This window comes from Aliikangiella coralliicola (assembly GCF_007004725.1).
GTDB classification, from domain to species: Bacteria; Pseudomonadota; Gammaproteobacteria; order Enterobacterales; family Kangiellaceae; genus Aliikangiella; species Aliikangiella coralliicola.
On sequence record NZ_ML660167.1, the window covers coordinates 432,927 to 454,144 of the forward strand.

Genomic DNA, 21,218 nt, shown 5'->3' on the forward strand with positions numbered 1-21,218 from the left:
CTATAATTCCACCGCATCGTCAACAGAAATTTCATTATTTAAAACACTTTCAATGACCTGTTCGTAAAAGGCGTCATCGAAAGCCGCAATATTTTCCATGTCATTTATTGTTTGGTCTTGGCTATTCAAACTTGTACCAGGTTCAATTACGCGGGCAGAAAATCCTCGCATCTGCACGCAAATATTGCCCTGCTGATCACACAATTCGATATCGTACTTAACAATTTTATCTTCCGGCCGACTACCAGCCGAATAGCGAACCCAGGCAAACATATCGCTAGTACAAGCCGACAGTATCCTTAGTGACTCTAATGCAAATGGTATCGATGGTTTGTCTGGCAGCTGACCTAAATCAGTTAAACCGATACAGGCCTGTAGTGCGGAATCCATAATACTTGGGTGTAAGTGATAGTCATCTTCGGAGGACGCTACCTCTCGTGGTAGTTGCAACTGGGCAAGCACTTGTTTTTCGCCTTGATAGAGTGTGACAATTCCTTGATGCGCCGGACCATAATCCAAACCGATTTGGTTGAAAATAGCGTAAAGCTCATGCGGCGTTACTTCGCTTTGCAACATCTCTGATTTCAGTTGTCTCAGATCAAGTTTGGCCGGAGCCGGTTGTCGACTGAAAACAGCTTGTCCCTGACAGTGAATCATTTCCTTGATCTCATCTTCTCCATTAGCTTCACTACTAGTCACTTCACGACTAATAACTTCATAATCGATTTGCTCAATCACTCGGCCATCTTCGCCTGAAGTTTCTGACTCATTGGCAAATAAGGCTATCGAAATTTCTTTCGTTTCATTCACAACAACCGGTTGTACCCAGGCAGTGTTATGTAATTCTAAAGTTAATGCTTCATTGTCGTGAGACGCCGGCATTGCGTTTTCAACAGCAGCTCTGACCATTTCCAGGTAAGCGACACCTGGTAGCACTTTCTGGAAAGACGCACTATTCTCGTTTGCAGCGTTAGCACTCATCACTTGATGATCGGCTAAGAATAGTTCATCACCGGTGAATTGAGTGCGATAACTCTGCTGACTAAGATCTGAAATATTTTCGTGCAATAACGGATGCAGGACTTTGAGCGTACCATTAGAGGTTTTAGTCTCAACTTTTCTTGCAACGGCGATAAAATCATCAGACTCAATCCAGTAACGTTCTTTCGCAAATGGATACACAGGCAGACTGATACGTTTTGGCTTGTCTTGAGGGTAAAGCTTGTTCCAATCTATCTCTAATCCTTTCACCCATAAACCTAAAAGTTTGGAGAGTTTTTGGCTGCCAATCCATTTATCAATTATCGTTTCCTTAACATCTTCATCCTGGCTGACGATACTCATACTTTCTTTGTTTTGATAAACCTGGCCAGTATAAACACCGTCGATTTTTTTATTTCCGCCTTGCACCTGCTCTTGTACATAGTTATCGAGTTTTTCAACCAATTGCTCTATGGAGTCAACCATAAAACCAAGGCGTTCTTCCATCGGCTCGCGGCCTACTTGCAAAGTGTAACTCAGCGCAATGAGGTCCGGTTTCGTCTGGTTAGAGAAATTTTCTTTCGATAAGAAATTAAGTAAGTTGCTCGCGCTTTGTTGCAACTGCTCCTGAGTTTTAGCCGAAAGCGGTACGATAACTTTTGAGTTTTCGGTTATCACAGAAATGGTTTGATTATCTTGACCATTCGACGCACGCGCTTTCAGCGACGGAGCATGCTCAGCGACAACCATATGAACATTGGTACCGCTGAATCCGTATGAACTTATCGCGGCTTGACGTCGTTCCTTATTTTGCACTTCCCAGTCACGCAACTGGTCGTTAACATAAAATGGGCTATTTTCCAGTCCGATATGTTCATTCAGTTTGGTAAAGTTAATCGTTGGCGGCAGTTGTCTGTGTTTAATCGCCAGGATTAACTTTATTACCCCGGCAACACCGGCCGCGGTAACACAGTGACCAATGTTGCTTTTCACTGAACCAAGTGCGCAATAGTGCTGCTTGTCTGTATACTTTTTGAAGGATTTTTTCAGTCCTTCAACTTCAATAGGATCGCCTAACTTAGTACCGGTTCCATGGGCTTCTATCAATTGTATGTTATTCGGGTCAATCTGATATTTGTCATAAACTTCCTGTTGCAGGCGAGTTTGCGATTGAGGATTTGGTGCAGTGATTCCGTTACTTTTTCCATCCTGATTAACCCCCCACCCTTGAATGACGCTTTGAATAATATCGCGATCTCTTTCCGCATCGTCGAGACGCTTTAACATCACAACACCAACGCCTTCACCAGGAACAAAACCATTCGCCTGTTGATCAAAAGTAAAGCAACGACCATCGGGAGATAACATGCCGGACTGCGCAGCTTTAATATGCATGGCTGGCCCTGCCATTACATAAACACCACCAGCTAACGCCAAGTCACTACTGTTTGAGGTAAGGCTTTCACAAGCATTGGCGATGGCAACCAAAGATGACGAACAGGCAGTCTCTATGGATAAGCATGGTCCCTGCAAATTCAAAAAGTAAGAAATACGCGCCGCTAAAATTGAAGTGGCGCCACCGGTAAATCCTTGCGCACTTAACTGTTGTTCAGCGGAGAATTGTTGATAATCACCGTTAGCACAACCGACAAAAACACCGCATTTACTACCTGAAAGTGTTTGCGCATTGTAACCTGCATTTTCAATACTATGCCAACATGCCTGTAGAAATATTCGCTGTTGCGGATCCATATTTTCGGCTTCAATCGGCGAAATATTAAAAAACAAAGGATCAAACATATCGTATTCAGGTAACGCTCCCATCCACTGACTGTTTGTTTTACCGGCGACAGGTTCTCCTTCCTGATAGTAGGTATTAATATCCCACCGCGTTTGTGGAATCTGCGTAATACAATTTTTACCCTGGGAAATGTTTTCCCAATATTCATCCAGGTTGTTCGCCTGTGGAAATTGTCCCGCCATACCAATGACAGCGATTGGTTGCGTTGAGTGGATTTGCGAGGGCGACGATTTTGAATTTGATAATTGGCGCCATGAAGTCAGTTTATTCACAATGAGTTGTGACGCGACTTCGACTTGATTAAGCGTATTAACATCGGCAGTTTGCTGTGCAATTTCTCCCGTTGTTAAAGGCTGACCAGCAGAAGATTCAGGCTGCTGCAATTCAGGCTGACTTGAGCTAACAACTTCTGACTGCAGGGAAGTTGCAGTTTCAGAAATCACTTGTTCAAGGGATCCAGCTTGCTCAGCTTCTTCTTTCACATACTGGCTAAACTCAGCCAATGTCGGATAACTATAAACTTTGATCGCTTCTATCGAAACCTGGTATTTTTCATTCACTTTACGAACCCAGGTGACGCCGTAAATCGAATCTAATCCTAAATCAACAAATTGCGCTTCCTCGTCGATTTCATCCAGTTCCATATGCAATTCGTCTGCAAGTAATTGCTTGAGGGTCGCAGTGATACTGGACAAAGTGTCGACACTCGACTTTGTTGGAATAGCTTGGGTTTGTTGTGATTGTGGTTGTCGTTGTGGTTGCGTTTGAACCAGCTGTGTTTGAGCTTGTTGCGTCTGAGTGTTTCTGGGCTGCGCCAGGTCTGGTTGAGCAGCAGGAATATTCTGAGTCGACGCAGTGGTTATCACCGCGCCGTTCTTCTCAGCCTCTTCTTTTACATACTCACTAAACTCGGCTAAAGTCGGATAGCTGTATACTTTAATTGCCTCAATTGATACCTGGTATTTTTCGTTCACTTTGCGAACCCAGGTAACGCCATAAATTGAATCTAAACCTAAGTCGACGAACTGAGCGTCTTCGTCGATCTCATCCAGTTCCATATGCAGTTCGTCAGCGAGCATCTGTTTTAAATTGGCGGTAATAGAAGACAGTTGTTCGCCAGCTTCCGGTTGCGAACTTTGTTGCGGTGTGGGACTGGTGCTCGCTTGTGATTCAACATTAGCAATCGCAACCGGCGAAACATTTGATACCGTTTTCGCGGCTTCAATTCGTGGTGATTCGATTTGTGCAACTTGTGCTGTTACGTTATTTGCTACGGTATTTGCTACAGTCGCAGCCGGCGCAGGTTGGCTTAAAGGTGTTTCCTCAACCGGGCTAGCCACTTTTTGCACTGTATTGTTATCAGCTTCTTCTTTTACAAACTCACTAAATTCCGCCAGAGTTGGATAGCTGTAAACTTTAATTGCCTCAATTGAAACCTGGTATTTTTCGTTCACTTTACGAACCCAGGTAACACCATAAATTGAATCTAAACCTAAATCGACAAACTGAGCGTCTTCGTCGATTTCATCAAGCTCCATGTGTAGTTCATCGGCCAATAGTTGTTTCAACGTCGCAGTAATCGAAGTGAGAGACTCGCTGGTCGGTGTATTGACCTGCTCTTCGTTAGATGGCTGCGCTAATTTGGCTGGTTGATTATTTTGCGAAACACTTTCTGAAGCAGGACTTTCCAGCGCCACTTTTTCCTGCTCTGCTTTACGGGCTTCACTTTGTCGTGCCTCAGCCAGATCGAAGAAGTTATTTTGGATTTGTTCGAGGGTATCAGCACGACCAACGAAAGTTTTATCGTGCATTGCCAACTCTAATTCATAGGTTTGTTCCAGCGGCTTGTGTAACTGCTGAGTAAATTGATGTTTTAATCCAATTAACTGTTCACGAGCGTTATTAGCAAGAGTTTTTGCCAATGCCATCGCTGCAGGTACAACTTCTTTTCTGGGCAATACTGGAATCGAAAGTCCCCGAGCTGCGAGTTCACCGCCGGCAATCTCCTGCGCGGTTAGCAGACTTTCTCTCGCCAGATCATAGCCAAGTTGTTTTGGTAATATTAAAGTTGCACCAGCGCCCGGCGTAAATCCGAAATTCATGTAAGGGCTTAAGTATTTACTTTCTCTACTGAAGAATACGAAATCGGCAAACATTCCCAGCGCCCATCCCGCGCCAATTCCGTGTCCTTGCATAGCTGCGATCACCGGTAGTTTACACTCCATTGCTAAATGGTAAACTTTAACGTCAGTAAACTTGGCCTTACCTTCTTGAATAGCCACAAGATCGTCTTTGGTACCGCCGGTTGAGAAATAATTATCGTATCCCGTCAAAACGATTACTTTATAATCGGGCGCTGTTTCTATATGTGAAAATACTTCTATCAGGCCATCTAAAATAGCATCGGAATGCATATTCTTAGCTTCCCGATCTTCCATTTTAATTTCCAGTATCCCTTCGGGGTGAACCGTCGCAGCGATCACTTTCGAAGCCAATTGAATTGTTGTCGGTGAGTCGGGTAATGTTTTACCTTTGCTCGACTTAACTTCAAACCATTGAGGCTGCTGTTCAAATTTTGCCTCAATGTAAGCAACAGCCTGTTTTTTCCAGACCTTTAAATTTTCTAATGATTGTTGATTCCACTTTTCAGCCAGACGCAATGCCGTCGATAAAACTTCACCTTGCTTGCTGACTAACAAACCTGGCAGATTCTGTTGTAACTCGGTACCGGAAAATTCCGCGCCGGTGAGTAATATCTGTTTCGCTAATTGATGCCCAACACGATAAGCAAAAATCATCGCCGCTTGTTTTGCCTGTTCAGAATTGGCGCTGATTCCAGCCATTGAATATTGGCCGTCAGCGAGGTAAATACAAGCATCGCAATATTGGCTAACTAACCAGGTGATTCCTTTCGCACTGCAATTTAACGCTGCAATCACTGGAACACTTGATACTAAGATCGCACGCTGTAATGCCTGCGCCGCTTTATCAGTTATTTTTTGTGTGGCCTGAGTAAAGAAATCATCTGTTTCGCTGGTTAATACAACAGTTTGGTAATATTGGCTTTGATTAACCTGATCGAGAATTTTAGTTAAATGATTCGCCAGACCATTCGTATTAGAACGCTTACCCGCCGCGCCGACTTTGATCACTAGCGTCGTTTCAGCATGAACCGATAACTGAATTTGTTTAACGGGCGAATTAATTTTTGGCGCGGATATTTTTTTCGACTGCAGCTTCGACGGCTGTTGTGCAGAAGATAAGTCAACTGGCGATAACTGATTGACTAATTCAACCATATGACGTGCCAGGTGCTGTTTCAATAATCTTAACGAGTGTTGCGGCTTTTCTGCTAATACCGTTGCAAGTTTTTGCCCATGCTCAACCACTTTTGCTTGCGGTAAGATTGGCGTTACCCAACCACTTTGTTTTAGTTGCTTACCGGTAAGGCCAGTGGATAAATTAACGAATTCGTGGGCGATAACATCACCGAAGCGCTCGCGTAGTAAGTTTTCTTCACTACCCGATAAACTTAAAGGCTCACAATATTGATAGCTGGCTTCTTCGCTGCAAACCATAAAGTCACATAGCGCCCCAACCAGGAATCCAGCACCCGCGGAATTCCCCTCCATTACAGCGATAACTGGGTAAGGAAACTCGACTATTGCATGGTAAAGCTTTTGGCTCACAGCCTGGTTAAAACACAGGCGATCACCGTTAATAAATTGCTGTGATATACCGTCAATCATTAATACTTTTAGCGCACTAATTTGTTTTACCCTGTTAAGCGCTTGTAACAGTTGCTCGATCACCTCGTTTAAAAGTGTATTGCCATTTTCGGCGTCGGAAATTTGAATAGAATGTATTCCCTGCCCTAAGTCAAACAGGCTGACCAGCGGCACGCTTAAATCACGCACATCATCCGACACAGAAACCAGGTTGGCTTCCGTGACATTTGACAATGTAACGGTACCTTTTGGCAACACTTGCTCTGCATGTTGAATAACCGGCACTTCAGGCGCTGCCAAATCGATTTGGGTTGGTTTTTCAAGTGTTAGACTCGCGCCTGATGAAGCACTCAGCGCTTGCTCGTTCAGACGAACCGGCGTAGGTTGAGTCGACGGCTCTTGTTTGTCGCTAACCTCAATCGACTCAGGCTTAGCTAATAGAATTCCCGATGGTTTATCCACGGGATCCACTGATAGTGAATCTTCTTCGACTTCGCTCGTTTGAGAAAATACCGACTGAGCGGGATCACCAATTGACAACGCTAGCTCACTCTTCGAGTTGAATGTAATCGGGATCCTTTTTGGTTGAGAGAATGTCGGCTGGGTGGATGTTGGCTGAGCTGAGCGGCTAACATTAGGAATATTTTCAGATGTAACTTCTAATTCACTTGCAGGAACCGCCGTGGTGCCGATGTGAACAGCACTAGCGTTGCTCGTAGCAACAGTGTCTAGACGGTTTGAAATTCGTTGATAAGCAATACCTCTTATTTGAACACAAACATTGCCTTGTTCATCGCATAAATCCACATCCAGTTTAACCATATCGCTTTGCAAATCGCTTTTCGCTGAGTTGCGGATCCAGGCGAACATATTTTGAGTGCAGGCAAATATAATTCGGATTGAGTCAAGACCATTAGGTAACGCCGGTAAATAAGTGGTTAAACTTGAAGCAGAAGCATATTGGCTTGCTAAATAAAGCGAACTTTCCAGTGCCGCGTTTAATGCTTCGGGTTCAAGGATATAATCGCCCGAATGATTCTTCTCTGTGGCAAGTGGCAGTTGTGCTAACAATTGATTATCGCCAAGGAAAACTGACGCAACTCCCTCAACCGTTGAAGTTGTATTGGCTTCCACCATTTGTGATTTTAGTTGGGCAACGTCCAGTTTTTCCGGTGCCGGTTGGTAGCTAAAAAGAGAATATCCCTGACAATGAACGACTTCACTTGCACTTAAGTTGGCACTAGCTGTTAAGCCGTCATTTTGGTTTTGTAAACCCTCATTTTCTTCACCAGGATTTTTATCTTTGCTGTAAATTTCAAAATTGATATTTTCGCTATCTTGTGCGAATAAGGCGATGGCAATAGCCTGATTAGCGTTTACGATAGCGGGCTGGCCCCAAGCGATATTATGAAGTTCAAGTATGCGAGAATCTTGCTGAACAGGTGACGCATGCTCTATCGCCGCGCGAGCCATCTCAAGGTAAGCTGCAACCGGCAGTAATTTTTGGTTGTTTTCAGCGACACTGTCTGCCGGCTGGTTTAAGAAATTATCAACCAGAAAAGATTCTGTTCCATTAAAGTGAGTTTCATAACTTTGCTGGTTAAGATCAGAAGTATTAGTATGCAACAAAGGATGAAGCCATTGGCTAGCCTGAGCGCCTGAGACAGAGCTTAAAGCCGGTAGTTGATGAGTATCAATATCGATCCAGAAACGCTTTTTCGCAAAAGGATAAGTCGGCAAACTGATCTTGGCTGGTTTGTTTTCGTCATACAGTTGATCCCAATCAAGCGCGAGTCCTTTCACCCATAAATCGAGCAGCTTTGATAGTTTTTTACGGACAACCCATTTGTTGATGGCCTCTTTCATATCATCGTCCTGGCCAATCAACATCATTTCTTTTTTATTTGCTTTAACTTGCCCCTGATAAAAATCTTCAATATTCCTTTGACCTTCGACAAAAGCTTTCAGATTTTCAATGAGCTGGTCGACAGAGTTGACCATAAAACCTAAACGCTCTTCCATCGCTTCGCGACCAACCTGCAGCGTGTAAGCCATATTAGCCAAATCAATATTTTGTTTTTCGTTCACCACGAAATGATAAAGCTCGTTAGCCTTCTGGTTCAGCTGTTCGCTGGTTCTCGCCGAAAGTGGGATTACAACGTTGACGTTTTGCTCAGCGCTCACTCTTTCTTGAGAATATTCTTCAATTATCATGTGCGCGTTTGCGCCGCCTGCACCGAAAGAGGAAATTCCAGCGATACGAGGAATATTTATTCCATCGACTAATGGCTGTTTCCACTCAGTCAATGTCTGGTTAACCACGAAAGGCGTGCTGTCGAAATCAATATGGGGATTAAGCGTCTTCGAATGCAACGATGGGAATACTTGTCTATGCTTCATCTGTAGCAATATTTTTGTCAACCCGGCAATTCCAGCCGCAGGTTCACAATGACCGATGTTCGATTTAGCGGAGCCCACAAGGCAATAGCCAAATGCTTTTTCTAGCGGTGCACCGCTCGCATCGGTCGCTGGCGTTTGTTGATAAAAAGCTTTAGTTAAAGCGGCAATTTCAATGGGGTCGCCTAATTTTGTACCAGTGCCGTGGGCTTCAATATAACTGACATGGCGCGGGTCTGTATTGGCTTCGATTAATGCCTGACTTATTGCGCTGGCTTGTGCCTGAGGGTTAGGTACCGTGTAGCCATTAACCTTACCGCCATGACTAAGGGCACTCCCTTTGATAACGCCATAGATGTGATCGCTATCGCGCTGCGCTTCAGATAATCTTTTCAGAATAATCGCACCGACGCCTTCGCCGGGAATATAACCATCGCCACCGATACCAAAACTGTGACAAGCTCCTGTTGTGGAAATATATTGACCGGAACTTAAGATCAGGTATTTGTTAGGGTGAATGTTGACGTTAACACCACCGGCAATTGCAAGATCAGTACGACCTTGTTTCAGATCCTGGCAAGCTAGATGAATGGCGGTGAGCGATGACGAACACATGGTGTCGATGGTTAAACTCGGACCATGCAAATTCAACACATAAGAAACTCGGTTAGCAATATCCGCCAGACTACTGGCGAAACCCATCCGCTTACCGAGCAAACTAGATTCAGCGCCAATTAATTGATATTCGCCATACATGACGCCGACATAAACCCCCACCTGACCCGGCAAATTTTGCTCATGGGGTATTTGCAAACTAGCACGAGTGTAGCCGGCGTCTTCGACGGCCATCCATGCGTGTTGCAGAAAAATTCGCTCTTGTGGATCGAGAATTTCTGCTTCTCTCGGTGAAATATTAAAGAACTTGGCGTCAAACTCATCGACACCTTTCATAAATCCACCAAGCTTACTCAGGTGCACGCCTTCCTGGGTTCTGTCTTCAGAATAATAATCTCTCCAGTCCCACCTTTCCGGTGGAATTTCGGTGATGCAATTTTTACCATCACGTAAGTTGTGCCAAAATTGTTCGAGATTTTCTGACTCTGGGTATCTCCCACTTAACCCGATAATTGCGATAGGTTCCGCCTGAGAGTTTTGGGCTTTAGAGTTTTGGGTTTTAGAATTCTGAATAAATCCAGCAGAACTCTGTTGGTTCTCACTCGATTGCGCAGGTTGTCTCGAACCAAAGCGGCCGCCTGAAATCAGCTTGGTTAAACTACCAACCTTAATATCATTACTCGAGGCTAATTCTGACTTATTTTGAATGATTGCTTTTTGGCTTATTTCAGGCTTAGCTTCTTCGGCAGATTTTGCCACTGCTCCAGCATCAGTCACGGAGAACATTTGAGCAAGTTTTTCGGAATAAGACTCAACGAAATATTCTGCTAATTCCGCCACGGTTTGATATTCAAAAAGCAGCGTTTTAGAAAGCGAACCGAATGTTTTTTCTAACTGATTGGTTAAGTTAATCGCCAGGATGGAATCAATACCATAGTTTTCCAGCGGTGCCTGTGGATCAATTTGATGAGAGGGAATTTTGAATAAAGTCGCAAACTGCTTACGCAAATAATCTTGCGTTTGTTCAGAGAGATTTCCGGCATCAACTACCGCAGTGTTCGTTGCGGAAGTTGTTACCTCGACAGTTGACCCAGCAGAATCATGTAAACGTTGCGCTTTGATTTCGTTTCGTGTCGAATTTTCTAATGCCTTATTTTCTCCAAGCGGCTTTTCTTCAACTGAACTTTTATTAACTTTGGATTCATCAGCTATGGACTCATCAAAAAGTCTTGCGCGAATTAAAGGCAGGTTGCCTTCAATCACTAAAGTTTGCGTCTGCTGCAATGCCAGACATTGATAAAACGCTTTTAAACCGGTTTCAGTTTGCATTGCTTGCATACCCGTGGTTTGCAGCAATGATTCTTCTGTTGCCTGATCGACACTCATTCCGCCATTTTTCCATAAGGGCCAGTTAATGGCGAGTGTGTGCCCGTGACGTTGCCCCTTGGTAACTGATTGATTGCGATTGACGGCAAACTGATTCATAAAACCATTGGCACAGGCGTAGTCGGACTGTCCGAGACTTCCCAATGAAGACTCCGACGAAAACAGCACCATAAAATCGAGATCAATATTCTGGCTGGCAAGATCCAGGTTGAGGGTTCCCGTTACTTTGGGCGCCATAACCTGACTAAATTCATCGACAGTTTTACGTAAAATAAAATTGTCTGCGACCATGCCTGCGCTATGAATGATGCCATTAAGCTGGCCGTATTTTTTACGGATGGATTTAAAAACGTTGTTAATCTGCTTTGGATCAAGTAGATCAAGTTGTTGGTATTCCAATCGGCTATCGTTTATATCTGAATCCGACAGCTCTTCAGCAATTGCATTGAGCAGACTCTGCTTCTCGCTGGATAATTCCGCTCGACCAGTGACGATTACTTTAGCTTGACGGGTCTGTCGCAGAATTTCCTTGCTAAATATTACGCCCAGACCGCCGAGGCCGCCAGTAATCAAATAGACGCCGTCTTCTTTAAATGCGATGGTTTCTGAATTCGAACTTTCATTTTGTTCAAGTTGACTAACATCAGTCCAATCATTTGCTAATTCCTGCCAGCGGCGAACCATGCGCTGTCCGTCTTCATATTTCACTAATCCATCGTGTAGGAGACTTCGGTTTTGCGCGAGTATATTCGCTAATTCGTCAGTCGTTACATCGGGTTCAACGAAAATAATCTGGCCGATAAACTTTGGATTTTCCAGATTGGCAGTCGTCAACAGTCCGGTTAAGCCTGTGATTAAACTATTTTCTAAATCGTTAGCAACAATCAGTTGAAGCAGCACTTTTCCCTGAGGCTTACTTTTAATTATCGTTTGTACTTGCTCAAAACAATTCAAAGCGACACGAGTGAAATGAGCCGCCATATCGTCTGATGAGTTTCGCTGAGCCAACATCAGGCGCTGACTATCATCTAATAAAGCATTTAATTGTTTGTCATCAACATTAGTTAAATCCCCCAAAACAATTTCTTGCTGGGTAATATCGGCATTTAATCCTGCTAATTGATTGTTCGAATTGAATTCTGACGCTCTAGATGGTTGCCAAACAGGCTCTGCGTACAAAGTTCCAAAAGCGCGATTTTTAGCAGCGTCTGAACTTAGCTCCGAGGTTAAAACTCTGGACGAATAACCATGGATTTGTACACAAATATTGCCATCAAGATCGCAAATATCGATATCAACTTTAACGAGTTTATCTGTTGGTTTACTGCCCGATGAAAAGCGAACCCACGCGAGCATTTCTTTAGTGCAACTCGACACCATACGCAAAGATTCCAGCGCAAATGGGAGTGTTGTCTGGCTGGGCAATTGATTTAACCCGGCGATTAAAACCGTACAGGATTGTAGTGCTCCATCCATGATACTTGGGTGCAATTGGTACGTAGCTTCAGTACCTTCAACCGAGTCAGGTAAACTTAATCGCGCTAGCAACTCTGCTTGTCCCTGGTAAATTGCGCTGACGCCCTGATGGGATGGGCCAAAGTCAGTGCCCATTTCAGTAAAGGCGTCGTAAAGACTGCTAACATCTACACTTCCCTGCTGCATTCTCACTTGAAGTTGTTCGATATCAAGCTTAGCTGGCTGTGGTTGCTGAGTTAATACTATCTGGCCCTGACAATGCACAACTTCCTCATTATCAAGTCCACTATAAATTTCATAATCAATCTGTTCGTTTTCATTAATCGATAGAGCGATACCAGTTGGGCGTGGCTCGGTCACCACAATCGGTTGTGCCCAGACAACATTGTTTAGCTCAATGGAGATTGGTTGTTGCAAGGCAGGAATCGCTTCCATTACAGCCGCGCGAGCCATCTCAAGGTAAGCAACTGCCGGTAGAATTTTTTGTCCATTAATCACATGGTCAGCCAGGAAAAATTCCTGACCGCTGAAAATTGACCGGTAACTTTGTTGACTTAAATCAGAAGTATTACTGTGCAATAACGGATGCAACTGCGCTGTTGATGAAACAACGTTTGCGTCAGAAAAGCGAGCGTTAGAAGCATGGTCAGAAAAGTCAATCCAGTGACGCTCTTTTGCAAAAGGATAAGTTGGCAAACTCATGCGCAATGGTAGCGCTTGATCGTACAAGTCTCGCCATTGTAACTGGGTTCCATTTACCCAAAGTTTCGCGAGTTTATTAACCTTTTTCTTGGCCACCCAATGATTAATCAGCTCCTGAAAATCTTCGTCTTCCGCTAATGTCTCTCCTTCGAGTATGGCATCTGACTGATTATGAGTGAGAGTATTGCCGGTAAAATAATCGGGAGAACGTTTATTTTCTATAAAGCAAGATAACGCAGCTAACAATTCGTCTAGCTCTTTCACAACGAAAATGACACGATGCTCCATCGCTTTTCTGCCGGTCTGCAGCGTGTAGGCCAGTCGAGTCAAGTCGATATTTTTTCTCTTAGTGTTAACTAGAAACACCTTCAGACTTTCAGCATAATCTTTAAGTACGGTTTCTTTTTTCGCTGACAAAGGAACCAGGTATTTTCTCGCAGCATTGGTTGCCGACGGATTATTTGATTGTGAATCGGCACTGGAAGTCACAGGATACTCCTCGAGTATCGCGTGGGTATTCGTGCCACCGATTCCGAAAGAACTCAGCGCAGCACGCTTTGGCGACCGGCCATTTGTCCATGACTGTTCTTTGTCTGCCACATAAAAAGGCGAATTCTCGAAATCAATTTGCGGATTCGGTTTTGAATAATTGATCAGTGCCGGAAACTTTTTATGATAGAGGCTTAACGCCAATTTAACGCAGCCAACTAATCCCGCGGCAGTATCCAGGTGCCCAATGTTCGGTTTAACTGAGCCAATTCCGCAGAACTGTTTTTTATCAGTATAGTCCTGATAAGCTTCGCTTAATGCCATTAGTTCAATCGGATCACCCAGCGCCGTGCCAGTTCCATGGGCTTCAACATAATCAATTGACTCGGGATTTATTCCCGTTTTGTCCAATACTTGTTGTATGACTGAAGATTGTCCACTAACACTCGGCGCATAAAACCCTGCCTTATCAGCACCATCGTTATTGATACTGATCCCTCTCAGTAAACAATAAATATTGTCGCCCGCCTTAATTGCATCGGCAGCTCGTTTCACCAGGATAACACTGACTCCCTCGCCTTCTACCATGCCATCGGCATCGGCATCAAAAGTTTTACAGTGTCCATCGCTTGATAGATTTAAACCGGGTTGATGGATATAACCAAGCCCCAAAGTTGCAGAAAGTGACGCAGCACCAACCAATGCCTGGTCAACGTCCTTCGACTGTAAACTTTGATAAGCGGAGTACAATCCAGTTAACGATGATGAGCAATTAGTGTGAACAAAAACGCTAGGTCCTTTTAAACCTAACTGATACGAAATCATCGTAGGAATAGTTCCTCCCTGTCCCATCAGCCAGGAAACAAATTCATCAGAATTTTCCATCACGTGCGCATCGACGGGAATTTGGGTTGCAAGCGTCTGGTAAAAATGATTGCTGGCAGACATAAACACGCTGGTGCTTTCGATTTCCTCACAAAGATACCCGGCATCCTCAACAGCTTTCCATGAATGCATCAAAAGCTGACGAAACTGTGGGTCCATTAGTGCAGCATTGCCCGAAGAAATTTTAAAAAACTCTGGGTCAAAAAGCTCTTTTCCTTCTAACCAGGGTTTTGTAGGTACATAGTCAGGGTGATCTAATATATCTGCTGAAATATTATTTCTCTTGGCTTCATCCCGTGAAATAAATTGAACGCTTTCTTTACCTTGCGCTAGATTTTCCCAAAACGCACGATGATCTTTCGCATCAGGAAAATGACAGGAAATTCCAACTATCGCCAGACTATCCTGGTAATAATCTTGCTCTGCCTGTTCGATGAATTCGTCAGATTGAGCGACTTGCTCTTTTTGCTGAGAATGAACCTGACTGTTTTTCGAAACTTTTGTGTCTATCGTATTTTGTGCTTGTGCAGTTTGATCTTCAACTGTCTGCTCTTCAACAAGCTGCTCTTCAACGGCCTGCTCTTCAAAAACACGCGGATTCGTTTGCTTCACGTGGTCATGCAGATGTTGGCTGATATCACGAATGGTATTATGTTTAAATAATGTAGCCGGTAAGAATTGACAAGACATCATCTTTTCAATATTGGTTGCCAAGGTAATGACATTCAACGAGTTGCCGCCGACAGCAAAGAAATTATCGTTTAAGCCGATGGTTTCCGCTTCTGTGTTAAGTATTTCCGCCCATAACTCGACAAGTTGTTTTTCTATTTCATTGCGCGGGGCCAAATAAGTTTGGTTGGACTGTAGACTCACGTTCATGTGCTCCAAAACACGGCGATTAACTTTGCCATTGGGGGTTAGCGGAATGGACTCCAGACTGACAAATGCAACTGGCACCATATATTCAGGCAAAACCTGTTGCAGGTGAGTTCTTAGATCTTCATTGGCCAACTCGACAAGATTGTTGTTATTCGTGGTGTTGTTATTCGTAGCGTTGTTATCTGCAGCGCTGTTATCTGCTGTGTTGCTATTATCAGTTACGTCGGTTTGAGTCGATTTAGCTTGATAAAACGCGACCAATTGCTTATTTTCGTTCTGCCCTTGAACAATCACCACGCTATCATTAATTTGCGGATGCTGATTGAGTTGCGCCTCGATTTCGCCGGTTTCAATTCGGAAGCCGCGAATTTTCACCTGAGTATCTATTCTACCCAGGTATTCAATATTGCCGTCATCTGACCAACGCGCTAAATCACCACTTTTGTACATCTTACGGCTGGTATAAAAGTCGTTTCCATAAAATGGGTTAGGCACGAATTTCTCGTCAGTCAGCTCAGGTCGATTTCGGTAACCTCTGGCCAGGCCATCGCCGGCAATATGTAGTTCTCCTGGTACGCCTATCGGCTGTGGTCGATTATTTTTATCGAGGATAAAAATTTGAATGTTATCAATAGGTGCACCAATAGGCACCAGCGCCGAGTTAAGTTGTGAACAATCAAAAAACGTCACATCGATAGCAGCTTCGGTTGGACCATATAAATTGTGTAATAAGGCATTAGGAAATTGTTCACGGTAATTTTCAACCGCTTTCTTGCCTAAGGCTTCACCACTACAAAAAACTTGTCTAACACTTTGACAATTATGCTTAGCATTTTCCAGATAAGTGTTAAGCATTGACGGAACAAAATGAAGCGTTGTTACATTCATTTTGTTCATCAGACTTTCAAGGTAATGAGGATCAGTATGCCCGCCAGGTTTGGCAAATACTACCGATGCACCTGTCATCATCGGCCAGAAAAATTCCCATACCGACACGTCAAAACTATAAGGCGTTTTTTGTAGTACGATATCGTTTTCGGTTAAGCAATAGCGACTCTGCATCCAGTGAACACGGTTCACTAACGCTTTGTGTTCAACCATCACGCCTTTAGGCTGACCGGTAGAGCCTGAGGTATAAATCATGTAAGCCAGATTATCCGGCTCCACTTGCTGCTTTAATACTACTGATTGTTTTTTCAGTTTTGCTGAATGGTTTTCAATCGACTGCCATTGCTGATCAACTAGCACCAGTTGAGTGTCTTCTGCGACAAGCTTAGCTAGTTTGTTAGTTAACTTTTCCTGCGTGAGTACAATTGTCGCCTCACTGTTTTCCACCATGTAGGCCAACCTGTCATCGGGATAATCAGGGTCAAGTGGTACATAAGCACCACCAGCCATCGTTATCCCCAATATTCCGATCATCATATCGGGCGATCGTTCCAAACAAAGCCCAACCAGGCTATCAGGCGTTACTCCTTGTGCCTGTAAATACAATGCTAAATCATAGCTTTTTTGATAAAGCTCCTGATAGCTGAGGGTTTCTGTTGCTGCACTATCAGGCCCTTCAAATACAACCGCGGTTTTCTCCGGGTTACTTGCGACTTGCTCAACAAAAAACTCATGAATGCATTTTTCTTCCGGATAGTCTACTTGCGTTTGATTAAGTTGATAAAGTAACTGTGATTTTTCATCTTCGCTTAAATAATCTAAATCGCTAATTTTTGTTTCGTTACCTTGAACAATAGCCTGACACAGATTCACCAAATGTTTGCTCATTCGGCCAATAGTCTCAGGTTTGTATAGCTGAGTATTGAACTCAATGAGTCCATTTAAACCTGCAGCTGTTTCGGTAAATTCAAGCGTCAAATCAAACTTGCTGGCCTCACGATCTAATGGAAATAGCTGAACCTTATCATTGGGTAATTCAAGTGGCGCGTTTTGCAAAATAACCATTATCTGGAACAAAGGGTTAATCGCAATATTTCGCTGAGGTTGAACCAACTCAACAATTTTTTCAAAAGGCGTATCTTGATGCTGATAAGCTTCCAGACAGGTAGTTTTTACTTTTGCCAAGAGTGTTTCGAATGTGTCCTGATCATCGAGTTGATCCCTTAACGCCAAGGTGTTAACAAACATACCAACCAGATTTTCGGTTTCTTCATTCTGTCGATTCGCAATCGCGCTCCCCACACAGATATCTTCCTGACCCGTGTAACGGTAAAGCAGAATTTTGAAAGCAGACAATAACGCCATATAAAGCGTCGCATTTTGCTTTTCGGCTAATTGCTTGAGTTGCTCTGTTACGCGCTGATCTAGTTTAAAGGTTTGTGATGAGCCATCAAAACTCTGCATGCTCGGTCTCGGATAGTCTGTCGCCATGTCGAGGCTTTCAGGCACACCGGTCAGTTTTTCCTGCCAATAATTCAATTGTCGATCGAGTTTTCCGCCCTGCGCTAACCACTGTCTCTGCCAGACGCTATAGTCCAGGTATTGGATGGGTAAATTCGGTAAATTTATTTCTTCTCCTCGCTGAAGCCAATCTATTGCCAGGAAAAGTTCTTTTAACATGACGCCTACTGACCAGTCATCACTGATAATGTGATGCATATTAAGCATCAGGATATGCTCGTTTTTATTCAGGGTTATTAGTTTCGCTCTGAAGAGTGGTCCACTCGCTAAATCAAATGATGAAGCGACTTCTGTCTGGCATAGTTGTCTGGCTTTATTTTGGCGAGTCTTATCCGTTTTATAGTGACTCAGATCGATACTCTCTAGTTCGAAATCCAACTTATCTAGAATGACTTGTTTAACCTGACCGTTTTCCGAAGGGAAACAAGTGCGAAGCGTTTCATGACGCTCAATGACCAGATTAAATGCTTGAGTCAACAAAGCGCTGTCGACTTCAGTATTAATAGTTAGCGCAATCGGTACATTATAACCGGCACTGTCGACATTTAATTGATCCACCGACCACAATCTTTGTTGAACAAAGCTGAGCGATTGAGATGGATCAACACGGCTGCGATCCACCGCCACTAGCGGTGACATCTGACTCTGTTCAGACTGGGTAATCAAATTAGCGAGTTGACGAATGGTTGCCTGTTCAAATAACACCGTTTGCTCGACGTCGACATTAAAGCGACTTCGAATTAAGGAAATTAAACGTGTCGCTAATAACGAATGTCCGCCTAACTCGAAGAAGTTATCGTCGATACCGATGCTGTTTGAATCACGATTGAATACTGTTGACCAGATATCAACGAGTTCAGTTTCTAATCCATTACTGGGTGCGACATATGTTGTCCCAGTCTCAATTAAAACTTCCATATTCTCTAGTTCGCGGCGATTAATTTTTCCATTTTGTGTTAACGGAATCGAATCGAGTACAACAAAAGTTGCTGGTATCATGTACTCAGGTAAACTTTGTTGAAGGTAAACTTTTAAATCTTCGTTAGTTATTGTGTGCGAACCTTCAGTTGAGTTAACATCTTCAACCACGTAAAAACCGACCAACTGCTTGCTCCCACTCTCCCCCTGCGCGACCACAACACTTTCCTTAATCTCCGGGTGCGAGTTTAGCTGTGCCTCTATTTCACCGATTTCAATTCGGAATCCCCTGATTTTGACCTGGGTATCAATCCGACCTAAATATTCCAAAGTCCCGTTATCCAACCAACGTGCCAAATCTCCGGTTTTATACAAACGCGTTCCCGGGTTAAAAACATTATCAATAAACTTTTCATCCGTCAGCGCCGGTTGATTCAGATAACCCCGCGCTAATCCGTCACCGGCAATATGGAGTTCTCCTGGTACACCAATCGGTTGAGGATTTTGATGTTTATCCAACAGGTAAACTTGAGTATTGGCAATCGGCCGACCGATACTCTGCGGTGCGTTCTTTTCTCTTAAAATAAATGTCGAGTAAGTGGTATCTTCTGAGGGACCATACAAATCATAAACTTTACTCACCTGACTGTTATCGTAAATTTTATCCACCAGGGTCGGTAACAGAGGTTCACCTGCCAGGTTGATGGTTTGCACAGAATCAGGAATGGCATTGAGTCGCACCAACTCTTCCATCGCCGAAGGAACAGTGTTGATTAATGTCACTGAGTTTTTATCGGCTAAATTCGGTAGTTCCAGCGCATTCGGCGCGAGGATAATTTTACCGCCATTGGCTAATGTCAGGAAGATTTCATAAACCGATAAATCAAAACAGATTGAGGTTGATGCTAATACCCCTGCTAACTCTTCTTGACTATAAACTTCGCTCCCCCACTGCACTAATGTCACCGGACTGTGGTGCTCTATCGCCACGCCTTTCGGCTGACCGGTTGAGCCGGAGGTATAAATGATGTAAGCCAGATTATTCTCGTTGGCTGTCTGTTTTAATTCAATGGCCTGCTCCGTTAATCGGGCCGCTTCTGCTTCAATATCTGACCATTGCTGGTCTAGCTCTATCAATTGTCTGTTTTGTGCACCATCAAATGTCGATAGTCTTTCTTTGAGCGATGCTTGAGTTAACAGGATTTTTGCCTGACTGTCTTTGAGAATATATGACAAGCGATCATCGGGGTAATCTGGATCCAGCGGCACGTAGGCACCACCGGCCTGAAGGATCCCCAGCATTGCCACAATCATATCCGGACCTCGGTCGACACAAAGTCCTATCAGGTCATCGGGTTTGACTCCTTGTTGTTGCAGATACAAAGCTAAGGTAGTGCTTTTCTCAAACAATTGTTGGTAGCTCAGCTCAGTTTGATTAAAGCTGATTGCTATTTTTTCCGGTTCGCGTTTAACCTGCTCTACAAATAAATCATGCAAGCATTTTCCCTGGGGATAGTTTGCTTGCGTATTATTAAAAGATTCTAATACTTTTTTACTTTCTTGCGGCGGAAGAATTGAGTATTCGCCCAAGGGTCGATCGGCTTGTTGACTAATCGTTTTCAACAACGCGCAAAAACGCTTATAAAAATCGCCCATCACTTCTTTTGAATATAAAGCATCGCTGTATTCCAAGTGAAAGTGAAAAGTTTTTTTGTTTTCGACAACTTGTAACAACAGTTCGAAACGATGCACCGATGCCAACGAAACGAAGTCACTACTCGATTTATTTTCTGAAAAACTGTAGCCAACCGGAAAAACTGATTCACTGCTAGACTGTTGAGACTTTAGTAGGGCTTGTATTTGCGAAAACGGAACTGAATGGGTCAGAATATCTTTCAACTTTGCGCTGACACTTTGTTGAAAACTGTCCAAATTCAACTTTTCATCTAGAGGCAGGCGAAACGGTAATATGGTTTCATTCGCGCCGTATTCCTTTCGATTCTTTTGGCCCTTTGCTTTCAAATCCCCAAAACAATCTTTGCCAGTAGCTAGTCCAATAACGATATCTTCTTGCCCGGTATATTTGTGCAGTAAAATTCGAAAAACTGTCAGCAATACCTCTGAAGGTTGCATTGCGCTTGCTTTAGCATAGTCAACTAACCGCTTACTTAAATCCTTTGACAACTTCTTTGATAAAAGTTGATATTCGGAGTTACTTTCAGTCAAGCGATGCAAATTGGGGAGCAGTTCATAACGCGGTAGTTCAATGTCCAACTCTTGCCGCCAATAGTCCATTTCTATCGAAGCTGAACTTGCAATTTCATTTTGTTGTTCCATTTTCTGAGACTTTTTTAAGTGGCGAATAATTTCTGGTTCGAGCTCGTTAATTCTGGCCTCAATGCGCTTGGTAAGTAAGCGTTTTGGCGCGTCAAAAGTTAACTGCTCTCCCTTTAGAGATAATTGAATCCCCTTACCCGCTAGCTCTTTTAAAAATTCTATTACTTTTTCCATTATAGGCTCTTATTAAAATGTTATTTTTGCATAGTGACCAA

General features: G+C 43.5%; 1 protein-coding gene. It reads right to left on the bottom strand.

Going from position 1 to position 21,218, the window contains the following annotated elements; translation table 11 throughout:
• The gene (locus FLL46_RS27440; RefSeq protein ID WP_142932923.1) at nt 1-21,177 is read right to left on the bottom strand and encodes a non-ribosomal peptide synthetase; all 21,177 of its coding nucleotides are present in this window, start codon (nt 21,175-21,177) and stop codon (nt 1-3) included.
• Between the last annotated feature and the right edge of the window lie 41 nt (nt 21,178-21,218).

What these genes read in the sequence shown, in the direction of transcription:
- FLL46_RS27440 (WP_142932923.1), bottom strand. Translation starts at nt 21,177, where the DNA reads ATGGAAAAAGTAATAGAATTTTTAAAAGAGCTAGCGGGTAAGGGGATT.